Source organism: Pelolinea submarina (genome assembly GCF_003966975.1).
Lineage (GTDB): Bacteria > Chloroflexota > Anaerolineae > Anaerolineales > Anaerolineaceae > Pelolinea > Pelolinea submarina.
This window is the reverse complement of the sequence record NZ_AP018437.1, coordinates 1209693-1231923: the sequence shown is the minus strand read 5'-3', so window position 1 is coordinate 1231923 and position 22231 is coordinate 1209693. Positions and strand designations below refer to the sequence as shown.

At 52.5% G+C, this 22231-nt stretch carries 17 protein-coding genes; 10 read left to right on the top strand and 7 right to left on the bottom strand.

Annotated elements, in window-relative coordinates; translation table 11 throughout:
• The first annotated feature begins 18 nt into the window (after positions 1-18).
• The 7 genes from Pelsub_RS05430 to Pelsub_RS05400 all read left to right on the top strand — a co-directional run bounded on the left by Pelsub_RS05430 (position 19) and on the right by Pelsub_RS05400 (position 6095).
• On the top strand, positions 19-870 hold the full coding sequence (locus Pelsub_RS05430) for a ubiquitin-conjugating enzyme E2 (RefSeq protein WP_116224736.1): 852 nt from the start codon (positions 19-21) through the stop codon (positions 868-870).
• Positions 871-891: 21 nt separating this feature from the next.
• Positions 892-1158 carry an EsaB/YukD family protein gene (locus Pelsub_RS05425; protein WP_116224737.1) on the top strand — a complete coding sequence of 89 codons (267 nt, stop codon included), beginning with the start codon at positions 892-894 and terminating at the stop codon, positions 1156-1158.
• A 22-nt stretch (positions 1159-1180) separates the two neighbouring features.
• Positions 1181-1858 (top strand): Mov34/MPN/PAD-1 family protein, encoded by a 678-nt coding sequence (locus tag Pelsub_RS05420; protein ID WP_116224738.1) that lies wholly within the window; start codon positions 1181-1183, stop codon positions 1856-1858.
• A gap of 5 nt (positions 1859-1863) precedes the next feature.
• A complete protein-coding gene (locus tag Pelsub_RS05415) occupies positions 1864-2721 on the top strand; it encodes an FHA domain-containing protein (RefSeq protein WP_116224739.1) in 858 nt (285 codons plus the stop codon).
• A gap of 2 nt (positions 2722-2723) precedes the next feature.
• The gene (locus Pelsub_RS05410) at positions 2724-3860 is read left to right on the top strand and encodes a vWA domain-containing protein (RefSeq protein ID WP_116224740.1); all 1137 of its coding nucleotides are present in this window, start codon (positions 2724-2726) and stop codon (positions 3858-3860) included.
• Between the two features lie 247 nt (positions 3861-4107).
• Positions 4108-4527, top strand: a complete 420-nt coding sequence (locus Pelsub_RS05405) for a DUF3592 domain-containing protein (RefSeq protein ID WP_116224741.1) — start codon at positions 4108-4110, stop codon at positions 4525-4527.
• 164 nt (positions 4528-4691) lie between these two features.
• On the top strand, positions 4692-6095 hold the full coding sequence (locus Pelsub_RS05400; protein WP_116224742.1) for a DUF3536 domain-containing protein: 1404 nt from the start codon (positions 4692-4694) through the stop codon (positions 6093-6095).
• 1 nt (position 6096) lies between these two features.
• Here the strand turns inward: Pelsub_RS05400 and Pelsub_RS05395 are convergent, their stop codons facing one another.
• Positions 6097-9531 carry an alpha-amylase family glycosyl hydrolase gene (locus tag Pelsub_RS05395; protein ID WP_116224743.1) on the bottom strand — a complete coding sequence of 1145 codons (3435 nt, stop codon included), beginning with the start codon at positions 9529-9531 and terminating at the stop codon, positions 6097-6099.
• A 306-nt stretch (positions 9532-9837) separates the two neighbouring features.
• Between Pelsub_RS05395 and Pelsub_RS05390 the strand changes: the two genes are divergently transcribed.
• Entirely contained in the window at positions 9838-10275 is a 438-nt protein-coding gene (locus tag Pelsub_RS05390) for a DUF6941 family protein (protein ID WP_116224744.1), read from the top strand.
• A 158-nt stretch (positions 10276-10433) separates the two neighbouring features.
• On the opposite strand, the gene Pelsub_RS05385 is transcribed toward Pelsub_RS05390, so the two are convergent.
• Positions 10434-13013, bottom strand: coding sequence for a DUF4332 domain-containing protein (locus tag Pelsub_RS05385; RefSeq protein WP_116224745.1), 2580 nt, complete (start codon positions 13011-13013; stop codon positions 10434-10436).
• A gap of 259 nt (positions 13014-13272) precedes the next feature.
• Between Pelsub_RS05385 and Pelsub_RS05380 the strand changes: the two genes are divergently transcribed.
• Positions 13273-14811 (top strand): FGGY-family carbohydrate kinase, encoded by a 1539-nt coding sequence (locus Pelsub_RS05380; protein ID WP_116224746.1) that lies wholly within the window; start codon positions 13273-13275, stop codon positions 14809-14811.
• A gap of 94 nt (positions 14812-14905) precedes the next feature.
• Positions 14906-15802: a CPBP family intramembrane glutamic endopeptidase gene (locus Pelsub_RS05375; RefSeq protein ID WP_116224747.1), complete on the top strand. Its 897-nt coding sequence runs from the start codon at positions 14906-14908 to the stop codon at positions 15800-15802.
• A 13-nt stretch (positions 15803-15815) separates the two neighbouring features.
• On the opposite strand, the gene Pelsub_RS05370 is transcribed toward Pelsub_RS05375, so the two are convergent.
• The 5 genes from Pelsub_RS05370 to Pelsub_RS05350 all read right to left on the bottom strand — a co-directional run bounded on the left by Pelsub_RS05370 (position 15816) and on the right by Pelsub_RS05350 (position 22219).
• Entirely contained in the window at positions 15816-16643 is an 828-nt protein-coding gene (locus Pelsub_RS05370; protein ID WP_116224748.1) for an HAD family hydrolase, read from the bottom strand.
• 74 nt (positions 16644-16717) lie between these two features.
• The gene (locus Pelsub_RS05365) at positions 16718-17851 is read right to left on the bottom strand and encodes a S1C family serine protease (protein ID WP_116224749.1); all 1134 of its coding nucleotides are present in this window, start codon (positions 17849-17851) and stop codon (positions 16718-16720) included.
• 125 nt (positions 17852-17976) lie between these two features.
• The gene (locus tag Pelsub_RS05360; RefSeq protein WP_116224750.1) at positions 17977-18651 is read right to left on the bottom strand and encodes a potassium channel family protein; all 675 of its coding nucleotides are present in this window, start codon (positions 18649-18651) and stop codon (positions 17977-17979) included.
• A gap of 12 nt (positions 18652-18663) precedes the next feature.
• On the bottom strand, positions 18664-19308 hold the full coding sequence (locus Pelsub_RS05355) for a potassium channel family protein (protein ID WP_116224751.1): 645 nt from the start codon (positions 19306-19308) through the stop codon (positions 18664-18666).
• Between the two features lie 49 nt (positions 19309-19357).
• Entirely contained in the window at positions 19358-22219 is a 2862-nt protein-coding gene (locus tag Pelsub_RS05350) for a cation-translocating P-type ATPase (protein ID WP_116224752.1), read from the bottom strand.
• Between the last annotated feature and the right edge of the window lie 12 nt (positions 22220-22231).

Sequence of the window (22231 nt, the reverse complement as noted above, 5' to 3'; positions counted from 1 at the left end):
ATTAATGTGGAGGAGTAAATGGCGGATATTTCAGTAACACTCGTACTACCCAACGGAAGCGCCCGCCGGGCGGATGTGCCCGACGATGTGGCCGTGCGCGACCTGTTGGCAGAACTCACCTCCTTGCTGGGACTGCCCACCGTCGGCCCGGACGGCCGGCCCATGGGCTACCGCATGGACAGCAAAGCGTTAGGGCGCGAGCTGCGTGAGGATGAGACTTTGGCCGCAAGCGGGATTCCCAGCGAAGACCGCTTGATGATCACCACGGACATCACTGCCGGTGCCGGCGCGATTTCGGTGAATTCCAACCCGCGCCTGCGCCGCTTGCGCAAGGATTACGAATTGATCCAGGAAATCGATGCGCGCAGCGACCTGATCCAGGTCAAAGCCACATCGGAACGAGTCGGCTTGCCGCCGGAACGTTACATCATCACCTACAAATGCAAAGGCATTGTGAGCGTCGACCGCAGCGGCAACCCCAAGATTGGACAGCATCATCAGGTGGAGATCTACCTGCACAGCCAGTACCCGCAGCGCTGGCCGGGCATGAAATGGATGACCCCCATCTGGCACCCGAACATCAACCATGCCAACGGCAGCGTGTGTATTGACGCGGCCTGGTGGTCGGCCAGCCGGTCGTTGGACCGCCTGGTGATTATGCTGGGGGAAATGCTGCAGTACAAAAACTTCCACGATGATCCCACCAAACCCCCCTTCCCGTGGGACATGGAAGCTGCCAAGTGGTGCAGGGAATTTCGCAAGAAAAACCCGAATTATTTCCCAGTGGACACGCGCGAATTGCTGCGCCCTGAGAGGATCAAATTCAGCAAACCCACCACAACGGCAAAGCCAAAAATCAAACTGAAATAATTGAAAGGAGTAAGAAAGAAGATGGCTGATAAAAATGTAACCCTGGTTTTACCCTCCGGAGGAACCCGCAACGCGGAAGTTCCCGACGACGTGGCCGTGAAGGAATTGGTGCCCGAATTGGCAACCACCCTGGAACTGCCCACCGTCGGCCCGGACGGCCGCCCCGTCAGTTACCGCCTGGACAGCAAAGCCCTCGGCCGGGAACTGCAGGATGATGAGACGCTCAATACAGCCGGTGTGCCGGATGACGACCGTCTGATGATCACTGCCGACATCACCGCAGGATAGGTTATAAGCTGGAGCTGCCGCCTTGAATATTTATCCGCGAGTGAAATTATTTGATAAACCCGGAATAAAGCCGCAGCATTCGCGCATCCCTATCCACAACGCTTTGCGTTGGGAACCGGCCAACGAGGAGATGCAGCGTGTTCAGCCGCCTTTATCCATTTTCGTGACCCAAAACGCCTACGTGCGCATGTGCGCGCACGCCGGCAGCGACCTGGATAACGAAGTGGGCGGTTGGATGGCAGGCAAATACTGCCGTGACTCCCTACACGGCACACCCTTCATTGTGGTGGACACCGTCCTGCCGGCCGTTTACACGGAACAAGGCGCTGCGCATCTGACATTCACCGGCGACACGCAGGTAGCATTGCATAATCACCTGGAAGAACATTATCCAAACAAAGTCTTTTTGGGTTGGTACCATACCCACCCGCGTATGGGTGTCTTCTTTTCGGCCTGGGATCTGTGGCTGCATCAAAATTTCTTCCCGGAAGCGTGGCAGGTTGCCCTGGTAATTGAGCCGCACCAGTCGGTGGGTGGTTTCTTCATCCGCAAACCGGACGGCACCATCGACCAGCGTTCTTACTTTGGTTTCTATGAGCTGACCAATAGGCGCCAGAGAAGCGTGGTCTTTTGGAAAAACCTGCAGCCTGCCTGGGATTCAATTGAGTTTGACGAGGAAGAAGAATCTGAGGAGGTCTAACCTACATGAGTCGTTTTACACGTTTTTATACCTATGGAATGCTGGGCGCTATCGGCGGCTTGATTGGCTGGCAGATCAGCAACATCCTGGGCTTATCCTTCACGGACAACCTGTTTCTGAGCGAAGTGATCGTGGGCGCGCTGCTGGGCGGCGTGATCGGCCTGCTGATCGGCTTCGGTGAAGGCTTCGCCGCGCAGAACTTTCTGTTCGGCCTGCGCAAATCCCTGCTGAGCGCCCTGCTGGGCGCCGTGGGCGGCGCCATCGCCCTGCCCATTGCCGAGGGTGTGTTCCTCTCCATCGGCGGTGAGGTGTGGGGGCGCCCCATCGGTTGGGGCATCTTCGGCCTGCTGACCGGGCTGGCCACCGGCATCACCGGCGGCGCGCAGCTTTGGAAAGGCGGGCTGGGCGGCCTAATCGGCGGCCTGTTGGGTGGCGTGCTGTTGGAAGGCGCGCGCCTGATGTTCGCCGACGCCCTGATGGGCAAAGCCGCCGGGCTGGTCCTGCTGGGCATGTCCGTGGGCGTGTTCATCGCCCTGATCGTGTTCCTGTTCTCGCGCGCCTGGCTGGAGATCACTACCGGCAAGATGCGGGGCATGGAATTCATCCTGGATAAGTTCCTGGGCAAAGAAGCTCCCGCGGCCGCCATCGGCAGCAGCCCGCTCAAATCCGACATTGTCGTGGCCGACCCGGATATCGCGCCGCAGCATGCCATTCTGAAAGGTGAAGGCACCTACTTCACCCTCAAGGACATCAGCATGAGCGGCACCTACCTGGACGGCAAGAAGATCGAAGTTTCGCGCCTGCGCAACGGGCAGCACATTGAAATGGGCCAATCTGAAATGGTCTATCACGAGAAGAGGTAAACATGAAAAATAAAATGAGACCCTTCCTGACCATTGCGCTGCTGGCGCTGACCCTGCTGGGCGCGGCCTGCCAGACCACCCCCAAGGTGGAAAGCCAGGGCGACTACGTCCTACAGATCACCCAAATCGATACCAGCAATTTCCCGCTGGTGAACGTTTACGTATCCGTGCGCGACACCAACGGCGAACCGCAGGTCATCAACACCGGCAAACTGCAGCTCCTGGAGAACGGCCAGCCCGTCAGCGGCCAGAGCATCCAGGGCGAAGGTGAAGTCGGCCCGCTGACTACCCTGCTGGTAATTGACAACTCCGGCAGTATGAACTACGCCGGCAAGCTGGACAGCGCCAAGAAGGTCGCGCACGAATACATCGACCAGATGCGCGCGGGCGACCAGGCCGGCATCATCACCTTCAACACCGAAGTGCACGTGGTGCAGGACATCACCGCCGATACGCAGACGCTCGGTTCGGCCATCGACAGCATCACGGCCATCTCCGACACAGCCCTGTATGACGCGCTGGTGCAGGCCATCGCCACGCTCAACCCGCTCTCCGGCCGCAAAGCCATCATCGTCCTGACGGACGGCCTGGACAACCAGAGCATCGCCACACCCGACGAGGCCCTTTCGAGCATCGGCTTCGGCGGCCTGTCTATTTCCACAGTGGGCTTCGGCCTGCTGCCGGAAGGCGAAGAGGAAACCGACCAGTACAGCGGTATCGACGAGAACACCCTGCGCATGATCGCACAGAACGCGGGCGGGCGCTACGGCTATGCCGAGAACGAAGCCGAGCTGTCGGCGCTCTACGACCAGATGCGCCGCGCCTTGCAGAGCGAAGTTGTCATCAGTTACGTGACCCCGCTCAGCCTGCGCGACGGCGTGCAGCGCGCCCTGACCGTCACCCTGGCGGACCGCTACAGCGGCGTGGGCGGCCAATCGCAGACCGGCTACAACCCCGGCGGCCTGGTGCCCGAAGTGGCCCAACCCGCCTCCTGGCCGTTGTTCTTCGGCCTGCTGGCCGTGCTGGTGCTGCTGCTGTGTATCCCGCTGATCCTGAACGCCTTCAAAGGCGGCGGGGACAATAACAAGACTACCAAGAGAAAGAAAAAATCGAAGATCAAGATCACCTTGAAAGACTAAATTAGAAATATATCCGCCCTCCTACCCTACTGACGAGCATGGCCTGCCCTAACAGGCCATGCTCTGATTTAATTCGTAAGGTAATCCGTTCTCTTTCCGGTAACTTTTTCCATTGAAATTCACGTTTAATTCCTGTATGATGGTTTCATCACCCTTGGCAGGTTTCTGCAATCCTCCTCTCTTCCCCCAAACAGAAGCATTTTACATCCCACCAGATCAGGATCTTACTGAGTAGAAAGGATCTCTTATGTTCAATATGGGAAAGAACAAGAAAGACCCCAAGAAGGCGCTTGAAGATGCCGATAAGGCCATCAACAAGGGCTTGATGGGCGGACTGACCAAGGCATTTATGGGCAAGGATTTTGTCGACCAGGCCAACCAGGCATTAAACATGGCCAACCAAACCCTGGATCAGGGGGCGTTAGCCGAGCAGCTCGCCCAAACCGGAGCGGATGCCACCGCCGAGGTGATCGCCATCCAGGACACCGGGGCGACCGTTAACATGAATCCCGTGGTGCTGCTGACGCTCAAAGTAACACCCAAAACGGGTGAGGCGTTCCAAACCGCCGGGCAGTTGATGGTTTCGCGCTTGAACGTTCCGCGCCCGGGCGACCAGATCAAGATCAAATACAATCCCGAGAACATCACCCAATTCGTCATCCTCTAGCGATCCAGCTTAGAACGCTGCAACCATCTATCGGGAAAAAAATCGTCAATTTCAGATCAGGCTGTTATGCAGGGGAGAATTTCCATTTAAACAGGAACAGGACTTTTTAGAGTAAAATTCCAAAGTTTGGAAAATATATAAAAAAGTGAAGAACATACTCTTAAATGCCTGAAAAACACTTCTGCGTGCACGGCCACTTCTACCAGCCCCCGCGGGTGGACCCCTTCACGGGGGAGATCCCCCAGGAATATGGGGCGGAACCGTACCCCAACTGGACCGAAAAAATCTACCATTCCTGCTACCTGCCCAACGCCAACGCGGGCAACTTCGAGAAGATCAGCTTCAACATCGGCTCGACCCTCACGCATTGGATGGAACGCGAACACCCCGAAACCCTGCAAGCCATCATCCAGCAGGAGAACGCCGTGACCGCGCGCTTGGGCATCAGCAACGGCATGGCCCAGCCCTACTATCACATCATCATGCCGCTTTCCAACCGGCGCGATAAGACCACCCTGGTGCGCTGGGGCCTGCACGATTTCCAGCGCATGTTCGGCCACCTGCCGCAGGGCATGTGGCTGCCCGAAACGGCCATGGACCTGGAAACGCTGGACGTGCTGGCTGAAGAAGGCATGCAGTTCACTATCCTGGCACCCTGGCAGGCCAAACGCCCCGATCTGGATTTCACCCGCCCCTACCGCATAGCGCTGCCCTCCGGGCGCAGCATGGGCGTGTTCTTTTACAACAGCTTCCTGTCCGGTGAGATCAGCTTCAACCCGGTCGCCACAGAGAACGCCGACCGCTTCGTGCACGACTGGCTGCAGCCGCAAATGGCTTTCATCCAACGCGACGGGCCGCAGTTCTACCTGGCCGCTTCAGACGGCGAGCTGTACGGCCACCACCAGCCTTACCGCGACATGTTCCTGGCGCACCTGCTGGACGGCGCGGTCGAAAGCCAGGGCATCCTGCGCTCCTACCCGGCCGGCTGGCTGCGCGACCACCCGCTGGACCAAACCGCCGAAGTACTCGAGAACACCTCCTGGAGCTGCCATCACGGCATCGAACGCTGGCGGGACGTGTGCGGCGACGCACCCGACGCCACCTGGAAGAAACCGCTGCGCGAGTTCCTCAGCGGGCTGTGTGAAGCGGTGGATCAAGTCTTTGTTGAATTATCCGACGGCCTGTTGGAAGACCCCTGGCAAGCCCGTGACGACTATGCGCAGGTAATCACCGACAAGGTCAACCCGAACGAATTCGTGCGCGCGCACGCCAAAAAAGACCTTTCCATCGAAGAGACCAACATGCTGAAGAACCTGCTGGCCGCCGAGAATGAACGCCTGCGCATGCTGTCCTCCGACGCCTGGTTCTTCTACGACCTGGATCGCATCGAGCCGCTGAATGCGCTCAAGTACGCCGCGCACGCCACTTACCTGACCAGACTGGCCAGCGGTAAGGACGTCAGCGAAGCGCTGCTACCCATCATCAGCCGCGCGCAGAGCAAGGCCTCTGGCCTGCACGGCGACATGGCTTTCCTCAGTTATTTATCGCGTTTCCAGTTGAATTATTGAGTTATTCCGGATCGTCGGGATTACCCAAAAGTTCCAGCCAGCACTCCAGTTCGAAACCTGAGGCGAAAGCCGTCTCACGCACGCGCATCAGGAACTCTGAACTATGCTCCAGACGCGCGATCTTACGGCCCCGCGCATCTTTGCTATTTAAGATTTCCAGCATCCCTTCCACGGACAGGTAGAACCACCAATCCTCGAAGGCTTCCTGGTTGAACCAGCGCTTGCCCTCGTAGATATTGATGCGCAGCCATCCGCGCACATCTTCGTTTTCCAGCAACGTCGCAATTAATTTATCTGGCGTGCGCCGGCCAAAGCGTTTCAGCCAGCCCTGCTGGCAGGCCAGCAGCCGCGTGGGCTGAGCGGTGCGGCTGAAACCCAAAGCGCGCATGGCTTCCTGCAGCAGCGGCAGCATGCGCCATTCTTCCAATAATTGGCCGAAGCGGTCGCAATCCACATCCAGCGCTCCCCGCAGCCCATCCAGGAACGACCAACTCAACAGGATAATCCACTTTTCGTCATCCAACTCCGCCCGTAGCAGCGAGAATAACTGCACCGCCGAGCTGGTCCTGAGCAGCGCCAGGATCTGGTCGACCCATACAAAAGTGCCTAATTGCCGCAGGTGTTTTTTGAACGCTCCCGCAGAGATATCCTTGAAAACGGTGTCCGGCATCAATTGGCGGGCGCCATTCACTAAAGCCTCGAACTTATGCTCGGCTTCATTCAGCAGGAAATCCGGCAGCTCCCCGCCAACGGTTTGGGGCATATTCTTCAACAGGAAAGTCAGATAACCTGCGTTGAAAATCTCGCGCAGCGGCTGCAGTAAAGGCTGCAAAGGCAGCTCCCAGCGTAAACGCTGGATATCGGCAATGCCGCGCCCTTTCAGCTGCTCATGCACGCGCGCCCAGTTATGCTGGCTGTCATCCTCGATCACGCGGAAATTCAGGAAAACGTGCGCCCGGTAGGCATCCAGTTGTACGTACAGCCCCTTCTGGTCAATCTCGCCGCAATTGCGGATGTATTCCAGTCCCGTGATACTATCCTGGAAAATGACGAAATGGTTGCGCGAAGCGGGCAAATCCAACCCGGCGCGCAGATCGATCTGGCGCAGTTCCCCGCTGCCCTTGTCCATGTAAGCCGCCGAAGAGCGCACCCAACCGGCCGTATCGCCAAATTTATTATGATAGATCACCAGCGCGCGTTCATCGCCGCTGCGGTTGCTGTAGGCAAACACATTCTCATCTACTAATCCATCGGGGGTATAGAAATCGTACAGGTGGAATTGCTCCGCTTCGGAGAACAGGTAGCGTTTCTTCAGCAGCGGGAAGATCTGCCAGGCATGCCGGTCGATCAGCGCCTGATCCGGCGACTCATCCGTGTAGGCGCGCTTGTATTCCATGCCGTATTTCTCGGTAAACCCTTCCACCTGCCCGTGCCCCAGCATGGGCAGCCCCGGCATGGTGGCCAGCAGCGTGCAGATGCCAAAGTACTTGTCGCCTTTGCCAAACTGGTTGGCGGCGGTCTGTTCGTCCGGGTTGTTCATGAAATTGACATAGCGTTTCAGGATTTGCGGGTCGAATTCCAGCGTATTCTTGATCAACTGGCGGTACTTGGCGTTGTCCTCGTCCCGCAGCAGGTTCATGAAGGCGCTGTTGTACACGCGGTGCATGCCCAGCGTGCGCACGAAATAGCTCTCCATCAGCCAAAAGGCTTCTGCCAGCAGCAGTGTGTCCGGCGCTTCGACCGCTACGCGGTCCACGACTTCTCGCCAAAATTCCTGCGGCATGTACTGGTTGAACTGCTCGGCTGTCAGGCTGAACTCGCTGCGCGAGGGAATGTCGCATCCGCCGCCCGGCAACGGAAACCACAGGCGCTGAAAATGCCGCCTTGCCAGGGTCATAGCCGCGTCGAAGCGGATGATGGGGAAATTGCGCGCGATGGACAAGATCTTCTGGATGACCGCCTCGCGTACCTCCGGATTGAGGTAGTTCAGTTGGGCTGTGTCGTTCCAGGGCATACTAGTACCGTCGTTGCCGTGGTAGATGAACTTGTCCGAATCCTTTTCATTATCGTGATATTTAAATACTACGGCCGCGTCGGTGCGGTCGTAGTAATGGTCTTCGATCTGGACATTCGCGCGCGGATTGCGGCTCAGGTTTTCACCGTTGAATGAATAGGACGGGAAAGGCGAATACGGCATGGAGATGAACCAATCCGGGTGCTCGTACAGCCAATTGGAATCGATGCCCATGTGGTTGGGCACCATGTCGCTGGCCAGGCGGATGCCGCGCCGCCAGGCGCGTTCGCGCAGGTCCTGGCAGGCGCTTTCGCCGCCCAACTCGTCGGCAATACGGTAATCTTTGAGCGAGTAAGCCGAGGCAATCGCTTCCGGATTGCCGCACAACTGTTTGATGCGCGCGGAGGCCGAACTGCGCTCCCACAAGCCGATCAACCACAATCCGGTCACGCCCCAGGAAGCCAGCTTGTCCAGCTCCTCATCGGGTATTTGGTCCAGATGCGTGATAGAGCGCTGATACTGGCGGCTGAGCTGATCCAGCCACACATATGTGTTTTTGGCCAGCAGCACCAGGTGCGGCATCCAGTCCGCATCACGGCTGAAGCGCTCCTCCTCCCCTTCCAGGCGTTCGCTGTAGGTGGGAATGCGCACCGGCCCCGGGCCCAGCCCGCGCAGGCGTTCTTCTTCGGAGATCAGGTTCAAACTGCCCAGCAATTTAAGCAGGTAATGGCCCAACAGCTCGCTCCAGCGGCTGCGGATGTAATCCAGCTGCCCATTGAGCGAATTGGGAACGGCGATGGCTGGGCTGCGCAGCATATCCACCAGATTCTGTCCATCCGGGCCAAAGCGCGGCTGGGTTTCAAAAAATTCATGCAAGCTGTCCGCAATTTCAAAATAGGCGGTCTTCTCAATCAAATCAGAATCGTCAAACAGCTCCTGATAAGGCAGAAAAGCCGGGTTTTGATTGGCCAGCCACAGCATCAGTAATTCTTCAACTGCCGCAGCGCGGTTGGGAATTCCATCGGTTTCTCCCGCCAGGAAATCGTTGAGTTCCAACTTACCCTGGTAAACCGGCACCGGCGGAAACTCGCGCAGGAAAGCGCGCACCGCCGTGCTCAACTTGCGGCGGCCAACGTCCTTTTCCAGCCAAACCAGCATGTCATCGTACAGTACCGGGTTCATGCGCGTGCGATACAGCGCGAAGATGTGGTGGAAGATCTCGTCGATCAAGCCCAGCGCGTTGATCTGCCCGGAGCGCACTGTCAGTTGTGGGTTGGCAGCCGCGTTACGCACTTCGTTCATGCGCTGGGAAAATACCCGCGCGGCGTGGAAATTGGCAAAGATGACATTGCCGTTAAAGGAGAACAGGGAATCTTCGAACTTGTAGCGCTTGCGCGCCTGGCGGGATATGTGGAATTCCATCTTAAGAAGATTATATAGTAGGGGTACTTTTTTCTAACAGATAATCATCCGATTTTACACTTACAAAGTGCTTTTATACGCAGACAGCGCCACAGCAAGCGAAAAATCTCCTCACATATCCTCCTCGAAAAGCAAGGAATACTAGAGTGCTTTCTATTATCATCGTGTACCGCGCAGCGGCATGGCGATCTCGGCCGGAAAAGGTTAATGAAAGCAAGCCGAGATCCTTTCACCCAGCTTCGCTGGGTTCAGGATGACAATTATTCTTTCAAGGGTACAATAATTCCATAACAACGGAGGAAGATCATGCCAGTTATTAGATGGGCTTTCTTATGCGATTATGCCTGCGTGGACGCGGCCGGCAAGGCCTCCATCATCGGCACGTTCGAATATATCAACGTTTCCAAGCTGCCGCAGCGCTGGCCGCAGCTCTATGTGGCGCTGGAAATGCAAACCACAGGCGAGGAAGCCTTTGAATTGAGCGCGCAGATCAATTCCCCTTCCGGCAAGGAAGCCTCCAAGCGCATCGTTATTCCATTTAAGACTCGCCCGGGTGATCAGCAAGCCCATAAAGGTTTCGTTACCTTCGCATTTTTCAGCACCCTTCTCGAAGAAGAAGGTGAATATCACATTATGTTATTTCTGGACGGCACCCCCATCCACTTTATCCCGTTATATATTCGTCATAAACCGGTAGCAATGAATCCATCATTGGTTAAACCCACCCCAAATCAAACTCAATAGCTTGATTACTTCCGAAATGATTTGAACAATCAAGGTTTTCTGTAGATTATTTTCAGAACTAATATTTTGTTTCGACTAATTAATATAAGCCATTAGAAACTAGCAAATTTAATAATACAATTTTTATCAATTTTTGGATTGGTTATAAGTTTTCTCTTCTATACCTTGGAATAATCTAGAATCTTCGATTTCTTTCGAGCATCATCAATCCACTTTTTTAGCTCAATCTTTGAAGGAAGTCTCTCAACCAAATGGTAAAGGTCATTATATTTACACATTGTTTCCAAGAGAATTTCCTCATCTTGATAATTGCACAAATCAAAGATAGATTTTACGCCACAATAGATCAATAATTTAGCATAAGAACCATCTATCCAATGAATTCGCATCAGATCAGCTTGAATAGCCCAATCCAGGATCAAGTCTTTATCAAATAAAGTGCGTTTGAACAGATAATCGCGTCCAGCTTGTGTCGCACAAGTTTTCAATAAAGCATCGCTATTATTTAGACCGCTGATTTTTATAAGTTTTTCCACAAACACTGGACTCATATTGAATAGATCATCTAATGGATGAGGATATTTGAATTTTTGTAAAATGGTTTTTAGCTCTTTCTTTTCCATCCATTGCCTTAATTGGTATAAAGATGGGTCGACTTGAGACCAGTTCCTTTTCTTCTCGTCATTTTCGATGACTTCATTCAGATAATATTTTGCCCTCTCCATATTTTGGGTAATCAATTCAACCATTTCTGGTTTTCTCGAGTAGAAAAAACCAGCGCATGCAGCATAATGACATGCCAAGTTGTATTTTTCAGAAATGTTCATAACATTATCTTCAATTTTTAATTTTTCCACTTTCTCTTTATTCTTAGATACAATTTTCACAAGAATACTATTACTCTCTATCGCAACTTCCATCATTTTCTTTATGTCGTCGCGAATATTCACTTTCCCATTTCTATTTTTGTTCTTCTTCTCGTTGTCCCTAACTTTTTGATCATCTTTCCTGACTGTTTTTTGATCATGCCTTTTCATATTATGATCGATACAATTTTTCAGAATTTCTTGACAAAAACCGAATTGTCTTTGACTTTCAATAAGAGCATCGCCATAATCCGGGTGACAATCGTTTAATTGAAAGATATATTCGCCGATTGCTCCAAGATGGTAATGGGTTAAAGCAAGCAAGGAATCAAAATAATCTGCAATTCTACTTTTTTCAACACCTGAAATTAATTCATCTGCATCTTCCACTTGCTTTATTTTTTGAGTTGGCACAATCCTACGAGCTGATTTAATGGATGATTCATAAGATAACTTAATTACTGTATTCAGCAGGAGAATTGACTCGGAATAATCGATAACTAAGTCCTTATTACAATTCTCTTGCTCCTTTTTATTGTTGCCTGTCGAGGAATCTCTTCCAATATTATCGCCAGCAGTATTATTCTCAATATCTTTGATGAATTTCTCAGTTCTAATTCGCATCATTGTTGTGGCCAAATTGAACAAAGCTTGTCGATTATTTGGGTCGAAATCTAGACTATTATAAAAACATGGTAATGCTTCTTCTTTCCTTTTTTCAAAATTTTCTACGAACCTTGCTCCACGATAATTAAACATGGCACTATCATGATTATCTGTGCCGAAAATACTCACCAATTTTTTCTTTATTTTGGTTTGATAATGTTCATTTTTCTTAGCAATAATTTGAATTAATTTTTTATACCTATATCCATCAAAATTATTAATAAAATACCAAATTAGCCAATAAGCTGCGGGTTCAGCCAAATTATAAAAACATTCGGAATTCATGGATTCCCCTGAAGGTACAAATCCAGGATCATAATCCTTCTGCCAGAGGGTTGCCACAGCAATAATTACACTTTTTCTCTTAACTAATTGGAGAGTTACCCCTCCACCTTTTTCTTGAGAATAATGTAACGTACCCATTAATGTGATGATGTTTGGTGGGAATAGATAATTCAGTATTTTTAACAATACGCCTACATCTTTTACTTGTAAGAAAGTCATGCCTTTTTCAAATGAGGGATTTTCTTGAATCTCAAAAATTAACAACCGATTATCCAATCCATTTCTGTCCGATAGACTCCATATTTCTTTTTCGATTAAAGCTTGAAATCCTTCTTCAGGAGTACATTGAATTGTTATACCTGCTTCAAAATCTCCAATATCAAATTGGCATCTAAAAATGGAACAGAAGAATTTGCATACCCATTTAATCAGAAGGTAACCTAGAAAAACATAGAAAATTCCCGTAAAAATTGAAATCGAAGTTGCCTCGAACGCTTTAAGGATTGTGTAATATCCCCCTTCAAATAAAAATCCATTAAATTTGTTCTTTAAGACCATGGGGGAATCGGTATGGTCCTTATAGATTACATCATTAGGAATAGGCGTTGATATTTGTAGACTAAGATATTGTTCTGGATTTTCTACAATAGCAGTCTGTAATTGAGCATAAGCTAAATCCGGCCTCCCAAGTTGGGAGTAGGCTTTGATGATGGCAAAAGCATCTTTTGTAGGTGTGGGCGTCACCTGTTCATTTGTCGTCACTCGTGGAGTTTCCGCAATCATTTGCGAATTATCCATTACATTAGCTATCGGATTCGTTTGTGAATATACCTGTGAAACACCCAACCCAATCAGGCTTACAATGAGAATAATCGTCACCGTCAATAGCTCAGCATATTTGCGCAATCCCTTTTTCTCCATCGGATACCTCCCTGATTAAATACATATATCACTTTAGAGATTGAATAGCTGAAATGAATCCCCCATCAATGCAAATGAGATTGTTTGTTAGCGATTTATCTCAATTTCCAATTGCATTATAGCAACCCGTACAAGCCAATTCAATATGTCTACACAAATATAGAAAAATTGTAATCTTGCGCATTTTCCGGGAATCAAATGGTTATAATTTAGTTTTACGAAAAAATTAATTTACAGGTATTTCCACATTGGAGGCAGCATGGCACAACTTTTACTTGGCATTGATATCGGCACCTATAGTTCCAAAGGCGTCCTATGCCGCGAAGACGGCACCATCCTGGCAGAGGCGCGAGCTGATCACGATATGTCCATCTCCAAACCCGGCTGGGCCGAGCACGATGCGGACGGGGTGTGGTGGGCGGATTTTGTCAGCATCGCTAAAGATCTGACCGGCCGCCTGCCGCAGGGCGACCGCATTGGCGCGGTGGCCTTGAGCGCCATCGGCGCCTGCCTGCTGCCGGTGGACGAAAGCGGCCGCCCCCTGCGCCCGGGCATCCTGTACGGCGTGGACACGCGCGCGATGGATCAAATCGACCAATTGGAAGAGCTGTACGGTCGCGAGGCGCTGGTGGAATTGGGCGGCATGCGCCTGACCACCCAGGCAGTCGGCCCAAAGATCCTGTGGCTCAAGCAGAACGAACCGGATGTCTATAACGCCGCGTATAAATTCCTGACCGCCACTTCTTACATCATCTACAAACTCACCGGTGAGTACGTGATCGAGCGCCACACGGCTTCCGAGTTCAACCCCCTGATCAACATCCATTCCGGCGAATGGGACGAGCGTTTCGCGGGCGAGATCTGCCCGCTGGAAAAGCTGCCCCGCCTGGGCTGGAGCAACGAGATTGCCGGGCGTGTCAGCGCCGAAGCGGCCAATCTAACCGGTCTGCTGGAGGGTACGCCGGTCACATTCGGTGCGGTGGACGCGCTGTCCGAAGCCATCAGCGTGGGCGTAGCCAGCCCGGGCGAACTGATGATCATGTACGGCAGCACAGCCTTCTTTATCCTTGTTATCGAAAAGCCAACACCGTCCGACGAACTGTGGCTGGACATGGGAGCGTTCAAGGGCACTTATGTGTACGCCGCCGGCCTTTCCACCAGCGGTTCGGCCACCACCTGGTTCCGCGACCAGTTCGCCAAAGATCTGATCCGCGAACAGCAAGGCGGCGGGGACAATGCCTATGCCGTGTTGGCACGTGAAGCGGCGCAATCCCCTGCCGGAGCAAACGGCCTGCTGATGCTGCCCTACCTGAGCGGCGAACGCACGCCCATCTTCGACCCGCTGGCGCGCGGTGTGTTCGCAGGGCTTGGGCTCAACCACACGCGCGGCGACATGTACCGCGCGGTGTTGGAAGGCACGGCTTACGCCATCCGACACAACCTGGAAGCCATGCTGGCAGCCGGCACACCTTTCAAGCACGGCGTAGCGGTAGGCGGCGGCACGCAGAACGACCTGTGGCTGCAAATGGTCAGCGATATCTCCGGCATTCCCCAGATCGTACCCGAAAAGACCATCGGTGCATCCTACGGCGACGCCTACCTGGCCGGTATGGCCATCGGCGCGGTGGATGGATTGGATACTCTGAAAAACAATTGGGTGCACATCGCCAAAGAAATCCAGCCCAATCCGGAACTGAAGCCCGTTTACGAACGCCATTACCAGCTGTTCCGTAAACTCTATCCGCAGACCAAAGAAATCTCTCACGCCTTGGCGCAGCTGCAGGAAGAACAACTTTAATAATTTCATTCCGTATATGGAATGGATTCTTACAGGGATAATTAATTTTATTATCCTTGTATTTTATAATGGAAGAGATTAGGAGAAAGAACGTATGAATATTGAAAAACGGCGCTTGAAATTATTTTTGATCCTGGCATTCGGCATTTCCTGGTCCAGCGCCCTTGTAATCGCTCTTACCGGCGGGCTGGTGAATAGTCCTGAGCTGATCCCCAACACCGGCATCACATTGGCGCTGATTTTAGAAGCTTGCGTGTTCATGTGGGGACCGGCCCTGGCTAATATCCTCACGCGCATCATAACCAGGGAAAGTTGGCAGAACGCCTTTATCAGCCCCAATCTGAAAAAAGGCTGGCCTTATTGGCTGGCCGGTTGGTTCGGCCCGGGTCTGGCAACCATTCTGGGTATCTTGTTATTCTTCGTCATCCTGCCGCAATACTATGATCCCAACTTCACCACCCTGCGCGCGCAGCTGCAAGCCGCCAATGCCACCAGCATCAGTGACCCGATGGTCATCGTCATCAGCCAAACCGCAATGGCGCTGCTGCTGGCGCCTGTCTTGAATTCCATGGCCACTTTCGGTGAAGAGTTCGGTTGGCGGGCATACCTGCTGCCTAAACTTTCGGCTGCCATGGGCAACCGTAAAGCATTACTGCTTTCCTCGGTCATCTGGGGTATTTGGCATTGGCCGATCATCGCCATGGGCCACAACTACGGCCTGGATTACTGGGGCTATCCCTGGTTGGGACTGCTGATGACGGTTTGGTTCACCCTCTCAATCGGTGTCTTCTTCGGTTGGATCTCCCAGAAAGCAGGCAGTGTCTGGCCGGCCGTGATCGCGCACGGCGCATTGAACGGCATCGCCGCCCTGGGATTACTATTTGTGAGTGGCGCGACCCCCATGGTTTTAGGACCCAGCCCGGCCGGTGTAATCGGCTGCCTGCCTTTCACCGTGGTTTCAGCTATCATCCTGCTGAAAATGAAAGATTAAGCCTGCGCGGAAATTAAAGGTCAAACAGGTATTCCAGAAACTGCGCCGGTCCGCTGTGGTCGTTGGACGGCACTACCAGATCGGCGCAGGCTTTGGCTTGGGTCATGCCATTGGCTAACGAGACACCCACCCCTGCCTCAGTGAGAATATCAATATCGTTGTTGCCGTCACCGAAAGCCATTACGTTACTGAGGGAAAGTCCCAACCTTTCACATAAGCGAGTCAAACCGGCGCCTTTCGTGGCACCTTTGGGAGTTAAATCCAATATTTCCGGCATAGCCAGGCAATATTCCAATACATCCCCAACCTCGGCGCGCAACCCTTTCTCCAATTCCATTAGCTGTTTTGTGGATGCGCGATCCACCGCCATGCATTTGTGGACGTCCGATAATTTATCGCCCAATGACTCCCACTCGCCTACCTCGATCATATTGACTGAACCGAAGGTTTCCAGGAAAGAAAGGTCGTAAGTCATGTGCTCGATATAGACCCGGTCGCCTAAATAAATTACCAGGTCTTTATCTTCCTGCCGGCAGATGCGAATGATGCTCCGCATCACCTCGCCGGGAATGGTCATTTTCTCTTCAAATGTTCCTTCAAGGTCAGCCAGCAAGGCGCCGTTGGACAGGATCAGAGGGGTCCGGATTTCAAGATGCTGTGCCAGGGGACGTACCGCGTCCCAATTTTTCCCGGTGGCAATGGTCACCAAAATGCCTTTTTCCTGGCATTGCTTCAATACAGTGCGGGTTTGTTCTTGAAGGACTTGCTCGGAATCCAGCAATGTACCATCAATATCAAAGACCAGCATTTTTATTTTTTCAGGGGTAATGGTGTTTTGCATAGAAAAGCCTGTCCTTCCAGACAGGCTATTTTACTATTGTTTATTTAATCGTGCCCCGGCAGGTTTCCGGAGGTTTAGTAACTCATTTCGGTTAATGTCACCTGCATGGTGATGTGCGCATTATTGCGCACAACTTCAACCTCCACCACATCACCGGGCTGATAATTGAATAGCGCATTGACAAATTGGGTATCCTCGTCGAAATGCAAATCGCCCATACGCACAATGATGTCGCCCTGGCGAATTCCGGCGCTTTCAGCCGGGGATCCGCTGCCCACACGCGTGACATAGGCGCCCCATTCCACCGGCAGGTTATAGCGGGCCGCGGTGGAAGGATCAATCTGTTGAATACTGACACCCATATAAGGCCGCGCAAAATAGCCTTTGGTGATGATCTGTTGGCTGATGAGCAAAGCCGTATTGGAAGGAATGGCAAAACCAAGTCCTTCGGCAATTGCCGATGTACTGCTGCCGCGTACCACCGCGGAGTTGATACCCACCACTTCGCCGGCCAGATTCACCAACGGGCCGCCGGAATTGCCGCTGTTGATAGCCGCATCGGTTTGGATCAGGTTTTCCATCTCATAACCTTTGCCGGTATCCAACGAACGGCCGGTAGCGCTGACCACACCCACCGTGACGCTGTTGCGGAAATCGCCCAGCGGTGAACCAATCGCGATCACAGTCTCGCCCGGTTTGAGGTTGTCCGAATTGCCCAACACCGCCACACTCGGCATATCGCCTTCCACCTTGAGAACAGCCAGATCGGCAAAGCTGTCAGTGCTCACCACGGTTGCGCCCAGCTCAGAGCCATCGCTGAGGATGACTGTGAGTTCGTTGGTATCCTCCACTACATGATTGTTGGTCAGGATATAGCCATCCTGTGTGATGATCACGCCGCTGCCGCTGACAGTCGAGTCACCCGAATAACCGAAAAAGGTCATCTGGCCGGGAGTCGTGCCCACCACGGTCACGACAGTCGGTTGGACTTTTTCTACTACCTGCGTAATTGTGGTGCTAATATTGCTGGACGAAATCGTAATTTGGCTGATACCGGAGGAGGAAGATACGGGTTGAATCTGAACATTTTCCGTTGTCGTACCGGCAGTGGCCCGATTGGTCGCCACTGAAGCACCAATAAAAGCACCCAAAATGGCACTGCCAAACACCAATAGGGTGATCAGTATAAATGTTGTAATCTTTCGCATGACAGTTTCCTTGTAAGTCCAGGATAGGATAAGACAAATTATGATTTTATGCTGTAAGAAGGGTGTAAGAAAAAAGGACTTTATTTTTTGAATAAAGTCCTTTAATTTTCAAAATCCGAGGGAATTTAGCGCTGCCCCGCCGGCCCCAAAATTGCGTCCAATTCATCCAATTGGGAGAAATGCGCCAACGCGATGATTTCATCAGCCGCCTGAATTTCCACTTTACCGTGCGGGATGATCATGTCATCCTTGCGCAGCACTGCAATCAGCACACACTGATCCGGCAGTTTGATCTCCTCAATGCGTTTGCCTGCCATAATCGAGAGCGGGTGAACTTTCTCTTCGATCAGGGAATACTGTCCGCGGCGCAGTTTCAACAGCGGAACCATATCACCCAATGACATTTCTTCAAGGATTAAATGGCCAATCAATTCAGCCTGATTCAAAGCCGCGTCCACACCCATATCATCGGTGAACATCCAGGCATTCTTGGGATTATTCACACGCGCAATCACGCGCGGCACGTTGAACTCAAAGCGAGCCAGACTGGCTACTACCAGGTTGACTTCGTCCTTGCCGGTTACCGCAGCAACCACGTCCATCTGGCGGATGCCGGAAGATTCCAGCACCACCGGATCGGTGCCGCTTCCTAAAACTACATTTTGCTCGCCAACTTCTTTGTGAAGCCGTTCCAGCTCTTCGCGGCGTTCTTCAACCACAACAACGTTGTGGCCCTGTTTTTGCAGGAAATCGGCTATGAATTCGCCGACTTTGCCGCCGCCAATTACCATTGTTTTCATCGTCCCTCCGCCTTATCCAAACATGCTTGCAATACGGTCCGTATCTTCGCCCATCACTGCCAGGTGGACAACATCCCCAAATTCCAATGCCATCTTGGCCGTTGGCAGAAAAGATTTCCCCATACGGGTAATGGAAATGACCAGTGCCTTACCCGGTAGACCGATTTCTTCAATTGTGCGTCCGGCCAACAAGTCGTTAGCCTCAATCTCAATCACGCTTACTTCACCTGTTCCCAGGCGAATGAGCGTATTCAGGTTGGAGAAGGTCAGCAAATCCGACATGCGCGCAGCCGTGATGGCTACCGGGGAAATGGTTGGAATACCCAGGCGGCGGTAAATTTCCGCTTTGCGCGGATCATACACACGGGCAGCCACACGCGGAACCCGGAAAACCATTTTCGCGATCCTGGCCGCTACCACGTTGGCTTCATCGCTGGCCGTCACTGCCGCCAATGAATCCGCCGATTCAATTCCGGCTTGGGTTAATACGTTACGGTCAAAACCGATACCGGTCACTGTGTTGATCTTCAATCCCGTACCCAGACGTTCAAATGCCAAAGGGTTGATATCTATGACCGTTACGTCGTTACCGCGCCGGCTCAGATCGCGCGCCATGCCCGATCCCAGGCGCCCGCACCCGATAATGATCACTTTCATTGCTTCCTCCTGATTAATCTCAGTATGCCATAGTTTATATCTTCCATCATTATCCTCTCTTTTCTTTGCGCCGTAAAAGGGCTTTACGGATTTCATCCATAATGATTAGAGAGGGTATCCAAGCTGCCAGGAATCCCCAATTTGCCAACGGGAAAGGCCCTGTGCCAATGAAATTATTGAAAATCGGCACGTAAATCATCATCAAGACAATCACGATTTCAGAACCAACGCCAATCCACAACATATGGTTGCGATTCAACGGCAGCTTAAAGATTGATGTACGCTCCGAACGCTGCGTCAGCAGGTTCCCGATCTGGGTCATTACCACCGCTGCCAGTGCCATGCCGGTAGCAGAGCGGTAAATACTCCCCTCGCCCGGCAGGTCCAGCCATTGGCCGCTGAATCCGTTCGTCCAATAAAAATAATAGAAAGCCGCCATGGTCGCCAGACTTTGCATACTGCCCAGCCAGAAATAGGCCCGCTTTAACATGGCGCCATCAATGACGTGCTCATTCAGGTTACGCGGCGGGCGGTCCATAATACCGGGTTCCGGCGGTTCCGAACCCAATGCCAGCGCGGGCACGATATCGGTACCCAGGTCAACTGAAAGGATATGCATAACGTTCAAAGCCAGCGGAATACGCGCCGCCGAGAAAGCGAAAAGAATGAAAGGTACCGCTTCAGGCGTGTTGGACGTAAAAATGTACGTGGTGAATTTGCGGATGTTGGCGTAAACCGCACGGCCTTCTTCAATCGCGTTCACAATGGAAGCAAAATTATCGTCCGTCAGGATCATGGCAGCGGCTTCCTTGGCCACATCACTGCCGCTGATACCCATCGCCACACCAATGTTGGCTTTCTTTAAAGCCGGCGCGTCGTTCACACCGTCGCCCGTTACAGCCACAATGAAACCCAATTCCTGCAAGGCTGAAACCACGCGCAGTTTATGCTCCGGTGCCACACGCGCGAAGATGACTTCGTCTTTCAACGCCTCTTCCAGCGCCTGCTCATCCATGGCATTCAGGTCAAAGCCGGTCACAATACGCGGATGGCTGCCGCGGATGATACCCACGCGCCGGGCAATACTCTCGGCTGTCAGGCCGTAGTCGCCCGTGATCATGATAATGCGGATGCCGGCATGATGGCATTTCTGTACGGCTTCGGCCACTTCCGGCCGCGGCGGATCCATCATGGCTACCAGGCCGATGAAGACCAGCTCGCTTTCCATCTGTTCGGCTTCATAATTCAACATGCCGTCCGGCAGCGCCCGCTGCGCAACTGCCAGCACGCGCAATCCGTCGCGAGCGAAATTGTCGTTGGCAGCCATGACTGCCTCACGGGTTGCCTCGTCTATCGCGGAAATAGTCCCCTGCACACAAACGGACGAACATAAGTCCAGGACTTCCTTGGGCGCGCCCTTAATGAAGGCAACGCGTTTGGATTTTCCACAGGCAAAATATTCATTTGAAGCTTGATAGGGATCAATTTTATGAATGGTGGTCATGCGTTTGCGGCGCGAATCAAAAGGAATTTCAAAAACGCGCGGGAACGACCGTTCCAGTTCATTCAAATCCAGCTTACACTTGCGCGCAGCCACTTTAATGGCCGCTTCGGTAGGATCGCCCAAAATCGTCCAGCCGTGGCCGGGAGCGCCGTCCGGTTCCAGCAAGCGCGCATCGTTGCATAAACTGCCGGCTGTCAGCAGCATGCGTACATTAAATTGCTGCTCTGCGTCCACCTTCTCATCACCCAGCGACAATTCACCGACCGGTTCATAACCGGTTCCGCCCAGTGAAAAAGTTGATCCCATTGTTTGGTTTGAACCCGGCAGCCAAAGCGCGCGCACGGTCATTTCGTTCTGTGTCAGCGTGCCGGTTTTATCGGTACAGATCACGGAGGTGCAGCCCAATGTCTCTACAGCGGATAATTTCTTGATCAGCGCGTGCCGTTTGGCCATGCGCTGCGTCCCCATTGCCAGCGCAAGGGTCACAGTTGGCAGCAGGCCTTCCGGTACGAAAGCCACAATCATGCCCAGCCCAAAAATGAAGCTCTCAGCCGGGTCAATCCCTGCCAGGACCAACGCCATAATAAAGAAGATAATACCTACCACCACCGCAATGACGGTCACCATTTTGGTGACGTTTTTCATCTCCAATTGCAGCGGGCTGAGCTCTTCTTTCATTTCCTGGGTCAGGTTGGCAATCTTGCCGAATTCGGTGTTCATACCGGTGGAAAGCACGATGGCCTTGCCGGTTCCGGTCGCAACGCTCGTTCCGGCAAACACCATATTGGGTAACTCGGTATAAGTAATCTTGTCCTGCAGTACCGCTTCCGCGGTCTTGTTCACCGGGCGTGATTCGCCGGTCAGGGTAGCCTGGTCGGTGCGCAGCGCCGCCTGATCCACCAGACGGCAGTCGGCGGAAATCTTCTCACCCTCTGCCAGCAGAACAATGTCCCCCGGCACCAATTCCTCGGCCAAAATCTTCTGTTCAACGCCATCCCGCAGCACGCGTGAGAATGCCGGCAGCAGTTTTTTCAGGGCATCGGTTGCTTTCTCCGCGCGGAATTCCTGCCAGAAGCTGAAAGCGCCATTAATAACATTGACCAGCCAAATAGCTATGGTCAGCTCCGGCATACGCGCAATTAACGCGACAAATCCCCCCACCCATAACAGAATCGCCATCAGGTGGGTGAAATTACTGACAAACTTAAGCAGCAGGGAAGCTTTCTTGGCTTCCTTGATTTGGTTGGCCCCATAAGTTTTCAGTCTGTCTTGTACTTCTTGTGAAGCGAGCCCCTTTTCGCTTACCCCCATTAATTTATAGACGTCAGCCGCCGATAATCCGGCCAGTTTGACTTTATCTTTGAGCAATACCGATGATTTCTCTACATCAACATGATTCGCTAACATACCTTTTATTTT